This is a genomic window from Agrobacterium tumefaciens (genome assembly GCF_005221385.1).
GTDB lineage: Bacteria > Pseudomonadota > Alphaproteobacteria > Rhizobiales > Rhizobiaceae > Agrobacterium > Agrobacterium tomkonis.
On record NZ_CP039904.1, the window covers coordinates 1,008,571 to 1,023,164 of the forward strand.

Genomic DNA, 14,594 nt, shown 5'->3' on the forward strand with positions numbered 1-14,594 from the left:
GGCGAACATGGCCGCTATCGATCTCAACAGCGATCTTGGCGAAAGTTACGGTGCGTGGAGCATGGGAGACGATGAGGCGATGCTCGCCATCGTTTCCAGCGCCAACATCGCCTGCGGATTTCACGCAGGCGACCCGGCCGGCATCTACCGCACCGTCAAGGCCGCCGCCGAAAAAGGCGTGGTCGTTGGCGCCCATGTCTCCTATCCGGACCGCGTCGGCTTTGGCCGCCGCGATCTGGACGCGACCTCGGAAGAGCTGATCGCCGATGTTATCTACCAGATCGGCGCGCTGAAAGGCGTCGCCGCCGCTGCCGGAACCACGGTGCGTTACGTCAAGCCGCACGGCGCGCTTTACAACCGCATCGCCAATGACGCGAAGCAGGGGCAGGCGGTAATCGACGGCATCAAGGCTATCGACCCTTCGCTGGTGCTGATGGGCCTCGCCAATGCACCTATCCTCGATCTCGCCCGCAAGGCGGGCCTTTCTGTTGTCGCCGAAGCTTTCGCAGATCGTGCATATACACCCCAGGGTCAGCTCGTTTCGCGCCGGGAAGCCGGTGCCGTTTTGCATGACGCGGCAAAGATTGCCGACCGTATGGTGCGGCTTGCCCGCGAAGGCACGCTGGAGGCGATCGATGGCAGCATCATAAAAATCGAGGCACAATCGATCTGCGTGCATGGCGACAGCCCCGGCGCAGTCGCCATCGCCCAGGAAATCCGTCGTCGGTTTGAAGCCGAAGGCATCGACATCCGCTCTTTCGCATCCAATCGCTGAAAGGATAGCCGATGACGATACCGACATCCTATCTCAACTACACGGACGCAGACGCCGCACGCAAGGCCCGCGCCACCTATCGCGATGGCCTTGTCGCCCCAACTTCCGGCATTGCACCCGGCTTCACGCAGGCGAACATGATCGTGCTGCCGCGCGACTGGGCCTTCGATTTCCTTCTTTATGCGCAGCGCAATCCAAAACCTTGCCCCGTGCTTGATGTCTCCGATCCCGGCTCGCCCACCACGCTTCTGGCACCCGACGCTGACCTGAGGACCGACCTGCCGCTCTACCGCATCTGGCGGGATGGCAAGCTTGCCGAGGAAACAGCCGACGCGACCGCCGCCTGGGCGGAGCGCGACGATCTCGTCGCATTTCTGATCGGCTGCAGCTTCACCTTCGAAACGCCGATGGTGGAAGCTGGCATCGAAATTCGCCACATGACCGACAAGAGCAATGTGCCAATGTATCTTACCAACCGGCCCTGCCGACCGGCCGGACGGCTGAAGGGCAATATGGTCGTTTCCATGCGACCAATCCCGGCATCGCGCGTGGCCGATGCGGCCACCATTTCCGGACGTTTTCCGGCGGTGCATGGCGCACCCGTGCATGTCGGCGCGCCGGAAGAGATTGGCATCACTGATTTGGCCAAACCTGATTTCGGCGATGCGGTTCGGATCGAACCGGGCGAAGTTCCGGTATTCTGGGCCTGCGGCGTGACCCCACAGGCCGCTGTGATGGCATCTGGTGTTCCCTTCGCCATCACCCATGCGCCGGGCCACATGTTCATCACCGATATTCCCGACACCGCCTATCACGCGTGAGGATATGATGCGTTTTCTCCCCGTCAGCCTCACCACCATTCTTGTTGAACTCGCCGATCTCGATGAAACACTGGCACTCTTCGCCTCGCTTCAGAACGATCCGGTCGAAGGCATTGAAGAGACGGTGCCGGCTGCCCGCACCCTGATGATCCGTTTCCGCCCTGAGAAGATCGATGCCGAAGCGCTGGCCGCGCGGCTGGCAAGCCGTGATCTCTCGGCAAAAATCGCGCCTTCAGACAATCTCGTGGAAATCCCCGTCCATTATAACGGTGAAGATCTGGCCGATGTTGCCGAGCTGACCGGCATGAGCATCGAAGAGGTCATTCGCCGTCATACCGAGAGTGAATTTACCGTGGCCTTTTGCGGCTTCGCTCCCGGTTTCGGTTATCTGGTCGGCGGCGATCCGGCGCTGCATGTGCCGCGCCGGCAGAGCCCGCGCACCCGAATTCCAGCCGGTTCGGTGGCGCTAGCCGGCGCCTTCAGCGGCGTCTACCCGCAAAACAGCCCCGGCGGCTGGCAGATCATCGGCACCACGCCGGTGAAGATGTGGGACATTGACCGCGACCCCGGCGCGCTTTTCCAGCCGGGTTATCGCGTGCGCTTCGTCGACATGGACAAGGCCGGAAGAACGGTCGATATCCCTGTCTCGGCTCCGCGCGGTCCCAGAAAAGAACCGTCAAAAGAAGGTCCGCATTTCGAGGTGCTTGCCGCACCCATGCCTGCCATCTTTCAGGATCTCGGCCGCTTCGGCCAGACCGGACAGGGTGTTTCGGCCTCCGGCGCGCTGGATCGCGGCGCATTCAATGCCGCAAACCGAATCGTCGGCAACCCTGCCAACACGCCCTGTCTTGAACTGACGCTCGGCGGTTTTTCCTTCAGGAGCACAAATCGCACCGTCATCGGCATAACCGGCGCACCCTGCCCCGTCACAATCACCACGATGGATCGCAGCTTTGCGGCCAACACCCATGTTCCGGTCTCCCTTGAACCCGGTGATGTAGTCAGTTTCGGCCAACCACCGAAGGGCATGCGCTGTTATCTTGCGGTACGCGGCGGTTTTGATGTCGAGCCGGTGCTGGGCAGCTTCGCCACCGACACACTCGCTGTCGTCGGTCCCGAGCCAGTGGGCGCGGGCGCCGTCCTTTCGCTCAAGGATGAGAAGACTGGCCTTTCCAGCGTGTCGATCGATGAGGTTCCGGCCTTCGACCCGCCGGCAACCGGCGAGGTCGTGACGCTGGACGTCGTTCTCGGACCGCGAACGGACTGGTTCACGCAAAAGGGCATCGAGACCCTGACCGGCCAGCTCTGGCAGGTCACACCGCAATCGAACCGCGTCGGCATCCGCCTTGCAGGGGAAGTGCCGGTGGAACGCAAGGACAGCGCCGAATTGCCGAGCGAAGGCACGGCGACCGGGGCGATCCAGATTCCCCATAGCGGCCAGCCGGTGCTGTTCCTTGCCGATCACCCGTTGACCGGCGGTTATCCCGTCATCGGCGCGGTCGCCGAATATCATCTCGATCTTGCCGGGCAAATCCCGGTCAACGCCAAAATCAAGTTCCGCCCGATCGGCCCCTTTGCCGAAATCGCGGCCAAAAACACATAATTCCGAGGAGAAGAGCGATGAAAAAAGTGCTGATTGCCAATCGCGGCGAGATCGCGGTGCGCATCATCCGCGCATGTCGCGATTACGGCCTGCAATCGGTCGCCGTTTATGCCGATCCAGATCAGGATGCGCTTTTCGTCCGGCTGGCGGATGAGGCCTATGCGCTGGAGGGCGTGCGCCCGGCCGAGACCTATCTCGATATCACCAAGCTGATCGCGATTGCCAATCGCGCCGGCGCGGATGCCGTGCATCCCGGTTACGGTTTCTTGTCCGAGCGCGCCGAGTTTGCGCGTGCCGTTCTCGATGCCGGCCTCATCTGGATCGGCCCCGACCCGCACGTCATAGAAGCCCTAGGTGACAAAGTAGAGGCACGGCGCATTGCCACCGGCGTGGGCGCACCGCTGGTCGCCGGCAGTGACGGCCCCGTCGCTTCCGCTGCCGAAGTCACCGCCTTTGCCGAAGAACACGGCCTGCCCGTCGCCATCAAGGCGGCTCATGGCGGCGGCGGACGCGGCCTGAAAGTGGCGTGGAAGATGGAAGAGATCGCCGATCTCTACGAATCCGCCGTGCGCGAGGCAACCGCCGCATTCGGTCGCGGCGAATGTTTTCTGGAACGTTTTCTCGACCGGCCGCGCCACATCGAGGCGCAGGTTATCGCTGACAAGCACGGCAATGTGCTTGTCCTCGGCACCCGCGACTGCTCGCTGCAGCGCCGGAACCAGAAGCTGATCGAAGAGGCTCCAGCCCCCTTCCTATCCGCCGAACAGCGACAGAAGATCCATGCCGCCGCCAAGGCGATCTGCGCTGCTGCTGGCTATTCCGGTGCCGGCACAGTCGAATTCCTGCTCGGCGTCGATGGCACGATTTCCTTCCTCGAGGTCAATACGCGCCTGCAGGTGGAACATCCCGTTACCGAGGAAACCACCGGCATCGATCTCGTCATCGAACAGTTCCGTATTGCCGAAGGCCACAAGCTTCGTGTGCTTGAAACGCCGGAGCCACGTGGCCATTCGATGGAATTCCGCATCAATGCCGAAGATCCCGGCCGAGGCTTCCTACCGACGCCCGGCTCGATTTCGGTTTTCGACGCACCCTCCGGTCCCGGCATTCGCGTGGATAGCGGTGTCGTCAGCGGCTCCAGCGTGCCCGGCGTATTCGACTCGTTGATGGCGAAGCTGATCGTCACGGGTGCCGACCGCGACCAAGTCCTGCGCCGCGCCCGCCGCGCGCTGAAGGAATTCCGCATCGAAGGCATCGCCACCGTTCTGCCGTTCCATCGCGCCGCGATCGAAGCCGAAGATTTCATCGGCACCGATGGCTTCAAGGTTCACACCCGCTGGATCGAGACCGATTTCGCCGCCATGCCGGATGCCATGGAACGCCCGGCACCGGCCGACGACCCTTCCGTCACTCGTACCTTTCTGGAAATTGACGGCAAGCGTGTATCGGTTGGTCTGCCCAGCCTGCTGCTCTCCAGCCTCGGTGCAGTTAGCGGCAGCAGCGCGGCTGTTTCCGGCACCGCCGCCCCCAAGGAAAAGGAAGGCGAAATCACCGCCCCCGTTTCCGGCACCCTGCAATCTTTCAAGGTGAAAGACGGTGAGGTGGTTTCCGAAGGCGATCTGCTGGCCGTCATGGAAGCCATGAAGATGGAGACGCAAATTGTCGCCACCAAGGCCGGCAAAGTCCGCCTGATCGTCAAGGAAGGCGACTATCTGCAGGCGGGCGCAGCCCTCCTCGACATAGCCGGCTAATATACGTCGGACCTGCCGGCCTCACAATTGCAGATCGCGCATCTCCGGCGGCGGAACCCTTTCGCCGCCGGGCCGTTTATGGCGCGACCTGCTAACCATCGTGAGGGAAATATGGCCGGACGCACCTTGCTTCAGTTCTTCCATTGGTATTATCCGGACGGAGGGAAATTATGGAGCGAGGTGGCCGAAAAGGCCGAAAGCCTTGCGAAAATGGGCATCACCGATGTCTGGCTGCCGCCCGCTTATAAGGGTGCTGCCGGTGGCTATTCGGTCGGTTACGATACCTACGACCTCTTCGACCTCGGCGAATTCGATCAGAAGGGCACAGTCGCCACCAAATATGGCGATCGCGCCGCCCTCGAACACGCCGGCCGGACGCTGAAGGAAAACGGCATCCGCGTCATTCATGACGTGGTTCTAAACCACAAGATGGGTGCGGATGAGAAGGAGAACGTGCGGGTTCGCCGCGTCAATCCCGAAGACCGCACCGAGATAGATGACGAAGATTTTCAGGCGCTTGCCTATACACGCTTCACCTTTCCGGGCCGCAATGGCAAACATTCCAAATTCATCTGGGACCTGAAGTGCTTCAGCGGTGTCGACCACATCGAGGAGCCGACTGAAGACGGCATTTTCCGCCTCGTCAATGAGTATGGCGATGGGGAATGGAATGAGGAAGTCGATCAGGAAAACGGCAATTTCGATTATCTGATGGGTGCCGATGTCGAATTCAGAAACCGGGCGGTTTACGAGGAACTCAAATATTGGGGCCGCTGGCTCTCCGAGCAGGTGCAGGTGGATGGCTTCCGGCTGGATGCCGCCAAACATATTCCGGCCTGGTTTTTCCGCGACTGGGTCGGCCATATGCGCGAAACGGTCGATCCCGATCTTTTCGTCGTGGCGGAATATTGGCACCCCGATCTCGAGGCGCTGAAAAGCTATCTCGAACTGGTCGACAAGCAGTTGATGCTTTTCGACGTCGCCCTTCACCATCGCTTTCACGACGCCGCAAAACAGGGTGGCGATTTCGACATGCGCAGCATCTTCGACGGCTCGCTGGTAGCGGCCGTTCCCGACCATGCCGTCACGCTCGTCGATAATCATGACACGCAGCCGCTGCAATCGCTGGAAGCACCGGTTGAACCCTGGTTCAAACCGTTGGCCTATGCCATCATTCTGCTGCGCGAAGAGGGCGTTCCCTGCGTCTTTTATCCTGATCTGTTCAGCACGAGCTACACTGATACCGGTAATGACGGCAACGAGCACAAAATCGACATTCCTGCGATAGAATGCCTGCCGAAGCTCATTGAAGCGCGCAGCCGTTTTGCCAATGGTGCGCAGACGGATATTTTCGATGATCCAAGCTGCATCGCCTTTATCCGCCACGGCACTGCCGATGCCCCGGGCTGCGTGGTGGTGATGTCGAATGGCGAACCGGCGGAAAAGCAGATTGATCTCGGACCAGACCATGCAGGCGCGGTCTGGCGGGACTTTCTGGAGCACCGAAACGAAAAAATCACCCTCGAAGATAGCGGCAGGGGCGTCTTCCCCACCAATGGTGGCAGCGTCAGTGTCTGGGTTTCAGCCGAAGCCGAGTGAGGGCAACCGCCAGGAAATATTCCCTTATTCGCCGGATACGAGACGGCGCGGACCTGCGCCGTCATCGGCCAGAACATCGTTCGGATTGCGTAGCGGACAATCGTCCAAAGAAAGGCAACCGCAACCGATGCAGCCGGTAAGCTGGTCGCGCAGCATCACCAGGCTGTTGATGCGAAGCTGAAGCATCTCTCGCCAGGACTGTGAGAACCGTCGCCAGTCCGCCGCCGTCGCCACCCGATCCTGTGGCAAATCCGCCATTGCATCCCTGATAATGCTGAGCTGAATACCGGCCCGCTGGGCGATGCGGATGATGGCGATACGCCGCAGGACGGCGCGATGATAACGGCGCTGATTACCGGCGGTACGCCAGCCCTCGATCAAGCCCTTTGCTTCGTAAAAATGGATGGTGGAAACAGCGACCCCGCTACGATGGGCAACCTCCCCCACCGTCAGGCTGTGCTTAAACACGGTACTTTCCATTCTGGCTCCTGTTTCCGGAACGATTTCCGCTCGGAAACGCGGAAACTCGTTGAAGAGCAGCCGGTATAATTCCTCAACTATAGTTGAGGTCAATAGGCGAATGGTTAAAAAAAGAGGGGCGCCCGGTGGGCGCCCCCTCAGATCTTGCAAACACGGCCGGATCAGAATTTCGCCGTCATGCTGATCCAGAAACGGCGACCTTCCATGACAGTGTTGAAATCGTCGGTGCCGACATCCTTGTCGAAGACGTTATAGACGGCAGCGTTAAGATCGACATTTTCGGCAACTGCATATTTCGCACCGATATCGAGGGTAGTGTAGGCCTCATATTTGCGCCCGGCCTTACCATTGATCGTCACCGGCGTCCCATTGGTGCCGATGCGCGGTCCGGCATTGATTTCCGATCCGTGATAATTGACCGAAGCCCAAGCTTCGAGACCATCTATCGGTGTCACCCAGTCGCCCCGCAGATTGGCCATATGCTCCGGTGTCCGCGCCAGCGGGAAACCTTCATAATCGCCGGTTTTCTGTTCGGAATGTGTGTAGGTGTAGTTACCACGCAGCGTCAGTTCCGGCGTGGCGTACCAGGTTGCCGTCAGCTCCACACCCTGAATCACCGCATCGTCAATATTGTAATTGTACCAGAGGCGATAATTGCGGTCCTCGCTCCAGCGGGCAGGCGTTCCATCGGGGTTGAGCACCAGCGCGTTGGAAATCTTGTCCTTGAAATCGGTGTAGAAATAGGTAGCGCCAAGCGCGACATCGCCATTGTCCCAGAGTGCGGCCACTTCGTAGCTCGTGCTCTTTTCCGCTTCCAGGCTCGGATCGCCGATAATCACGCCGCAAGTGCCGCTCGGACCATAGGTGCAACCACCGCCACCGGTGGTATAGGCATAACCCGGCGCGACCTGGCGGATTTCAGGCGCGCGGAAACCGGTGGAAATGCCGCCCTTGATGGTCAGCTCCTCCGTCGCACTCCAGACACCATAAAGGCGCGGGCTGAAATGATTGCCGTATTTTTCATGGTTATCGAGACGCAGACCACCGGTCAGCGCGAAATTATCGACAATGCGCCACTCATCCTCGACAAAAAGCGCCCATTGGGTGGCAGAAAAAGTCTCGTCCAGACTGGTGCGGCGTCCCGGATTCTGGTCCTTCAGACGCGCTTCGAAGTATTGGCCGCCCGTCACCAGCGTGTGGTTTCCGAACAATTCGAAGGGCGTGGTGAACTTGCCGTCGAGAACAGTGTTGCGCACTTCAGGCGAGCGCGGATTTTCGGTTACACGTCCCGTGCGGATATTTCGGGTGAAATTGGTGCGCTCGGCCCATTCCTGCTGGAAGGAGAATTCAGATGTGGTCGGCCCCCACCGGCCGGTATGAGACAGGGACCAATGATCGCGCGTATTGGTGTTGTAAGTGCCGTTGGCGTCAGCCGCCGCCAGCGTATCACCGGGCTCGGCGCTGCGGCGAAGCCGTGTTTTGCCGCCCTCGAGATAAATGTCGTGGTCTTCATTCGGCGTAAACGTCAGACGGCCGTTGAAATCGTATTCCTTGGCGCCCGTGGTGCCGTTCAGGACGCTATCTTCGCCGCGTGTGAAGCCCCTGCCCCAGACCTGCAGGCCCAACTGGTCCTTCAGGATCGGCCCATTGGCATACCAGGAGACCTGACCACTATTGCCGAATTTGGAATGCTGCTGAACCGTGCCCTCGGTGGTGACGGAGCCTGACCAGACATCACCAACCTTGCGTGTGATGATGTTGATGACGCCGCCCATCGCATCGGAACCATAAAGCGAGGACATCGGCCCACGCACGACCTCGATGCGCTCAATCGCCGAAACCGGCGGAACGAAGCTCTGTTCGAAACCGGAGTTGCCGTTAGTGCGGGCATCGCGGGTGCTCTGCCGCTTGCCGTCAACGAGGACCAGCGTGTAAGCGCCGGGCAATCCGCGAATGAAAATATCCTTTTCATTGGCGATGCCGGTGACAGATACACCCTGCACTTCACGCAGAGCATCTGTCAGATCGCGATAGGACCCCTTTTCCAGATCCTCGCGCGTGACAACCGTGATGCTGGCAGGCGCGTCCTTCACATTCTGCTCGAAGCCGGATGCGGTGACGACGATCTGCTGGAGAACCGTGGTTCCTTCCTGCGCCTGCTGCGAAAAAGCGGGCAGAGCAAAGCCCAGCGCCGTTCCTGCCGAAAGACCGGCCTTTATTATTGTCGCAGCGTTGTTCCGGCCGCGGTACTTCAATTCCATGTTACGCCCCCGCATTTAACTTGAGAATTTAACCCCACTTATTTAGGAGGGAGTGCGGGCGCAATGCGTTTGTTTTCGAACCATTCTAAATTCCAGAAATTGCAAAAAGGGCTCCTCCACTCAGCGGCGGAGTAAAAAAATCGCACAATGACAACCGGCAAGAGAAAAGAGCAATCAGCTTCCCCGACAAAGCCAGACAGGCTTGGACAGCTGAAATTACTTGTCGCTTTCGATGCGTTGTTGCGGGAAGGCAGTGTCAGCCGAGCTGCGGCCGGTATGGGACTGCCTATTTCCTCGATGAGCCGCATATTGCAGCAGCTGCGGGAGAAATACGGAGACCAGCTGTTTTTGCGCACCGGCCAGGGCCTGCGCCCGACACCCTTTGCCGAGAACATGCGGCTGCGGATCCGCTCGCTGGCGGCAGAAGCGGATAACCTGATCGATTATTCACGGGAGAAACCGGAACTGCCTGCCGCCGCCAATAAAAGCGGCTGGGAACGGCCAGTGCTGATGAAGGCACCACCGCTTTCGCTTCGCCCAAGCGTTGTTCTGGAAGGCCAGCCGACACCGGAAAACATCGCCGACCGTCTCGCCCGTATCGGCCACAATGCCGATCCGCAGCAGCGGCTTGCCAAATACATAGCAACCTCGGCAATGGGCATCGGCAATAGCCGCCCACTCAGCCAGGAGGAGGCGATGGATGCGCTAGCGATCATTCTCGACGGCGATGCCGACCCGATTCAAATCGGGGCGCTGCTTGCAACCATGCACTATCGCGGTGGGACCGCAGCGGAGCTTGCCGGTTTCATTGAAGCCATGTGGCGGCATATAGAAAGAGACCGGCAGCGGCCTGCCGCCGTTGATCTCGACTGGCCGGCCTATATGTCGCCCAAACATCGCGACGCACCGTGGTTCCTGCATTCCGCCCGCCTCGTTTCCATGGCGGGATACAGCGTTTTGTTGCATGGCCATGTGGGTCAGGGAGAAAATGGCGGCAAGCTCGAACTTGCAGCTGAAGCCTGTGGAATTCCCCTATGCCATTCTCTTTCGCAGGCGGCTGAGGCCACAGCCTCAGAACGGATCGCCTATTTGCCGATTGGCGGCCTGTCTCTGCAGTTCCAGAGCCTTCTTGGCCTGCACGGCATTCTGGAAATGCGCCTGCCGCTCAACACGGTCGTGCATCTTCTCAACCCGCTTCGCGCCAGAAGTGCCATCATCGGTGTCGCCCGCCCCTCCTATCAGGAGCTTCACCGCGACACTGCTCGGCTGCTTTCGGTGGAAAACCTCGCCATTCTCGGCAATACGCGGGATTTTGCGCAATTCACACCGTTTCGTAGCACCCGGATTTTTGGCCTCTCCAAAGGCAAAGATGTTGAATTCGTCATTCCAGCCCGCGAAACGCCCCCGGCCGAGATGCCAACCATGTTCACCACCTTCGAATATTGGCGGGCAGTGTGGACGGGGGCGGCCAGGGATGAAAGGGCCGAAACCACCATCATCTCCACGGCTGCAATCGCGCTGATGCTGGTCAACGACATGGCCATGCCATTTGAAGAGGCTTATGCCCGCAGCCTGCGGCTGTGGCACGACAGGGCGCGTAATTTCGCCAATGTCTGAAAGCTTGGGGCCTGAAAGCTCAGGCGTTGGCGACTGATTTTTTCAGTGCCAGATACTCCCACACGGCAACGAGCAGCAGGATGCCCGTGCTTGCCAGTTGCAGGATGAAAAGCGGTATGCCCGGCACCGGCAAAAGCAGGAGGAGCGCCACCACACCGGCAAAATGCGAAACGGGCCGCTGGTAAGTGGCGGCAATCTTGACGCCGATATTGCCCGCAAGGAACAGGATGGGGCCGCCGAGAATAGCGATGGCCTCCCTTAACGTCACGCCCTCCCGGGCATGGGACAGGCTGAAATCTTCTCCCACCGCCGTCAGGATAATGCCCGCCACGATAGGCAGGTGGCCATAGTTGAAGAGATTATGGGCGATCTTCGCTTTCTCTTCTGCATTCTCAGCCTTTCTGGACGCTTCCTCCTGCCCGTGATGGAAATAGATCCACCACATCGCCACGGTGCTGACGAAGGCAGAACAGAAAACGATGAATGTCAGGGTGGAATTCATATATTCAGTGGCCGTGCGGCCGGTGGTGAGAATGGTTTCGCCGAGGCAGATGATCACGAACAGCGCGCAGCGCTCCGCCAGGTGTTCGCCGGAAAGATGCAGCCTGTCCTCGTCGCTGGATGCCACACCCGGCACCACATAACGGCAGGCCGGTCCCGCATATTCGATCGCCAGCGCCACACCCCACAGGAGAATACGGTCCGTCAGATCGACCAGCCCGCCGGCCAGCCAGAACAGGCTTGATATGACGAGCCAGATCGTTACGCGCACGAAAACCAGAAAAGACTGCCGATCTTCCCCCTTGAAGGCATAAAGCGCAAAAAGGCTCCGCCCCACCTGCATGGTGCTGTAGATGAGGGCGAAAACGAACCCCTGTTCCGCAAAAGCTTCCGGCAGAGCGATGGCCAGCAGCACCCCACCGAACATCAACACAAAGAGCAGAATCCGGACCGGCTCCTTTTCCGTATTGAGCAGATTGGTGATCCAGGTCGTGTGTATCCACAGCCACCATAACGACAATATCAGGATACCTGCTTCAAGCGCAGCCGTTGGCCCGAAATCCTTTGCCAATGCATGCGAGAGCTGGATGAGCGCGAAGACAAAAACCAGATCGAAAAACAACTCGGGGAAAGTCGCCTTTTCAGCGTCCTGTCCTTCTCGCCTGATCCAGCTTTCCGCAGCCGGCGTGCACTCGGAAATCTCTGTTTCAGTTCCCATTCTGCTTTTGCGCCCATTCGTGAAATATCAAGTTGCTGTACCCTCTCACCGTTGTGAGAGATCAGCCTCCACGCCAAGGGTATCGAGGCTCGAAGTTCGTCCTGGAAATTTGAGCGCGCGCGCACTGTCTGGATAAAAACGCGGCCCCACCAATCGTACCTTCCTGCCCAGGACGTCTGTAATATAATCGGGTGCGGCAGATGCTTCAGAGAATGTGACGCTCCGGGCCTTATCCCGCTCCAGCGTGCTGACCTCAATGGGCTGGGCAAGTACCGGCAGCACCGTCATGCAGGTGAAGGCGGTGGCAAGAAAAATGGACTTGGGCAACATCGGTCTATCCCTGACGTAATTATTTGCGCCATAAACAGCCTGCACCCGTTTTTGTTCCGACGCTGTTCAGGCCTCTCCGTCGAGATAGGTGCGATATTGCACATAATCCGCACTTGTTTGCCCATCAACGATTTCAGGCGGCCGGCCCGTACCTCCCGTTAGATAACCCGCACTTTCGAGCTCCGCTTTCAAAAGCTTTTCAATCGCAACGTGCCGGGGCAAGGCGTTGTCCGCCATATAGAGAGCGACGGCCAGCTCCATATCGTCTGGAAAAATCATCGGCGCGGCATCCATTTTCAACAATCAGGTGGAAACGCGCAATGACGACGAAGGTTCAATACCGTTGGTTTGTGCCCGCATTCCCGACCATCAAGCGTCTACAAAATGATTGCTTCTGGCCGCGGCCAAAACATCGTCACCAACAGTTCCCGACGGCTGTTCGAAGGGCTGCCACTCCCCTTTTTGGTGCGGACTGATGCACGAAATAACGTCTACATGACCCAATCGTCGCAATTAAGCGTTCAAAATATCCCGGACTCAAGCGATTGAAACCAATCAGCGAAAATCTAAAACGAAAGCTAATAGCGATTTAACTTTCATTACCTTGCATTAACCATAGGAGTTCTCATTGGCTGAATTCTGGTGTGTTCAACAGCAGCCTTACCGCGAATCTCTCTGCAGTTCTGGAAACAGTGAAAATGTACCTGCGGACCAGCTTTTTCGCAAGCTATCGCCATTTCCCGGCGGTTCAAGTTTTACGCTCGCATGCTCGTCTCCAGCTTGTCCGTGCGACCGCGCAGCTGCGCCAGCAGCATGGCTTGAAGATCAAAACCACCCTCCTGTGACTTCCGGGTCAGATTGCGTAGATACCCACCCAGCGAACTGATCTGCTCCGCCTTCTGCAATAGGCAGGCAAGGATAGCCGCCGTTCCCTGTCGACCGAAGGCGGTGAGCGCCTCCTGATAAGCCGACTGGCTGATGTTGAACATGGTTCTGATGACGGAGGTTGCCACCTCCAGATCGCGCCAGCCTGTCACCGCTCCGCCTGGGGCATAGAGCGAGATATCCGGGCAAGCCTTCAAAACCAAAACAATATCAGGAACAAAAAATTGCTTATGAACAACAGGCCTGAGCGGTGGTGGCGAAGGTTTTGTACTGACAGGTGCGGCACATGCTGGCTGAGCCGCAGTGTTTACGACCGGTGGAACGGTTGCCGGTTCACGCAAATCTAGCGGTTTAGATATGGATTCGGATTCTGAATTCTTTATGAGACGCTCATTTTGGCAGTCATTGCCGCTCAAATCTTCGGATTTTTCAATATTTTCCAGATAGTTGGTCACTTCTGCGCGTAGCGAGGCCAGAAAACCGGCGATTTCCTTAAGCTCAGCGGGTTTTGAATTGCGGCCAAGCGATCCGGCGACGGCATTGTAGCGGGCCTGAAACCCTTCGAATGTTTCAGTCTGGCCGCTGGCGGCGATCATTTCACAGAGTTTCTGGATATCACGACGGCAAAGGCTGATGCTTTCGCGAAGCCGTTGAAGATCGAGCCGCTCGCGGATGATGCGTTCAGCCAGGTCTTCAATTTCTGTCTTGCGGGCAAGAAGCGGCGCCAGCGAGAAACCATAGGCTTCGCTGATCTCCCCTCCCCTGTGCTTGCGGGCGTAGCGTTTTCCGTTTGGGCTATCTTTACGGATAATGAGACCGGCTTCGACGAGAGCCGAGAGATGCCGGCGCAACGTCTGTTCGGCCATGCCATGTGCTCTCAGCGACAATTGCGTATTGGACGGGAAGACGACCAGGCCGGCTTCGCTGGAGAGTTCGTTCTTTGGATAAAAACTCAAAAGCGCGTTCAAGACCGCAAGCGAGCGATCGGTCACACCGAGCAATGGTCTTGCTTCACAGACCGAACGATAGAGTTTCCACTTATCGACCGCTTCAGTTTTCTTGTTTTTCTGTGCGGCAAACTGAGTTGCGAGAACGCCAAACGACATCGCTCGCCGCCCAAAGGGCGTCGTTACATGTGTGCTGTCCATGTCTTTCACCTTTCACAAGGCAAAAGAAAATCGCTCACCGAAAAATTCGATGCCAAGACTCTTGACTATGATTCGCGGAAATGAGATTCTTTGGGTGCTTAGATC

12 protein-coding genes are annotated in these 14,594 nt (G+C 58.4%); 6 read left to right on the forward strand and 6 right to left on the reverse strand.

Going from position 1 to position 14,594, the window contains the following annotated elements:
* Nucleotides 1–7 precede the first annotated feature (7 nt).
* The 5 genes from CFBP6623_RS19835 to amyA all read left to right on the forward strand — a co-directional run bounded on the left by CFBP6623_RS19835 (nt 8) and on the right by amyA (nt 6,549).
* Nucleotides 8–775 carry a LamB/YcsF family protein gene (locus tag CFBP6623_RS19835; RefSeq protein ID WP_046799067.1) on the forward strand — a complete coding sequence of 256 codons (768 nt, stop codon included), beginning with the start codon at nt 8–10 and terminating at the stop codon, nt 773–775.
* An 11-nt stretch (nt 776–786) separates the two neighbouring features.
* The gene (locus tag CFBP6623_RS19840) at nt 787–1,596 is read left to right on the forward strand and encodes a putative hydro-lyase (protein ID WP_046799068.1); all 810 of its coding nucleotides are present in this window, start codon (nt 787–789) and stop codon (nt 1,594–1,596) included.
* Between the two features lie 7 nt (nt 1,597–1,603).
* Entirely contained in the window at nt 1,604–3,199 is a 1,596-nt protein-coding gene (locus CFBP6623_RS19845; protein WP_046799415.1) for a 5-oxoprolinase/urea amidolyase family protein, read from the forward strand.
* Between the two features lie 17 nt (nt 3,200–3,216).
* Nucleotides 3,217–4,950, forward strand: a complete 1,734-nt coding sequence (locus CFBP6623_RS19850; protein ID WP_046799069.1) for an acetyl/propionyl/methylcrotonyl-CoA carboxylase subunit alpha — start codon at nt 3,217–3,219, stop codon at nt 4,948–4,950.
* A 111-nt stretch (nt 4,951–5,061) separates the two neighbouring features.
* Complete coding sequence (amyA, locus tag CFBP6623_RS19855; RefSeq protein WP_046799070.1) at nt 5,062–6,549, forward strand: alpha-amylase; 1,488 nt, start codon at nt 5,062–5,064, stop codon at nt 6,547–6,549.
* A gap of 24 nt (nt 6,550–6,573) precedes the next feature.
* On the opposite strand, the gene soxR is transcribed toward amyA, so the two are convergent.
* Both soxR and CFBP6623_RS19865 read right to left on the reverse strand, forming a co-directional pair.
* The gene (gene soxR, locus CFBP6623_RS19860) at nt 6,574–7,029 is read right to left on the reverse strand and encodes a redox-sensitive transcriptional activator SoxR (protein WP_046799071.1); all 456 of its coding nucleotides are present in this window, start codon (nt 7,027–7,029) and stop codon (nt 6,574–6,576) included.
* Between the two features lie 161 nt (nt 7,030–7,190).
* Nucleotides 7,191–9,290, reverse strand: coding sequence for a TonB-dependent receptor plug domain-containing protein (locus CFBP6623_RS19865; protein ID WP_046799072.1), 2,100 nt, complete (start codon nt 9,288–9,290; stop codon nt 7,191–7,193).
* A 147-nt stretch (nt 9,291–9,437) separates the two neighbouring features.
* Here CFBP6623_RS19865 and CFBP6623_RS19870 point away from each other — a divergent pair, with 147 nt between their 5' ends.
* Nucleotides 9,438–10,907 (forward strand): glycosyl transferase family protein, encoded by a 1,470-nt coding sequence (locus CFBP6623_RS19870; protein ID WP_046799073.1) that lies wholly within the window; start codon nt 9,438–9,440, stop codon nt 10,905–10,907.
* 19 nt (nt 10,908–10,926) lie between these two features.
* Here the strand turns inward: CFBP6623_RS19870 and CFBP6623_RS19875 are convergent, their stop codons facing one another.
* The 4 genes from CFBP6623_RS19875 to repC form a co-directional block, all read right to left on the reverse strand.
* Nucleotides 10,927–12,126, reverse strand: coding sequence for a low temperature requirement protein A (locus tag CFBP6623_RS19875; protein WP_046799074.1), 1,200 nt, complete (start codon nt 12,124–12,126; stop codon nt 10,927–10,929).
* Nucleotides 12,127–12,171: 45 nt separating this feature from the next.
* Entirely contained in the window at nt 12,172–12,456 is a 285-nt protein-coding gene (locus CFBP6623_RS19880) for a hypothetical protein (RefSeq protein WP_046799075.1), read from the reverse strand.
* Nucleotides 12,457–12,522: 66 nt separating this feature from the next.
* Complete coding sequence (locus CFBP6623_RS19885) at nt 12,523–12,735, reverse strand: hypothetical protein (protein ID WP_052821298.1); 213 nt, start codon at nt 12,733–12,735, stop codon at nt 12,523–12,525.
* Between the two features lie 476 nt (nt 12,736–13,211).
* Nucleotides 13,212–14,489: a plasmid replication protein RepC gene (gene repC / locus CFBP6623_RS19890; protein ID WP_080842867.1), complete on the reverse strand. Its 1,278-nt coding sequence runs from the start codon at nt 14,487–14,489 to the stop codon at nt 13,212–13,214.
* Nucleotides 14,490–14,594 lie beyond the last annotated feature (105 nt).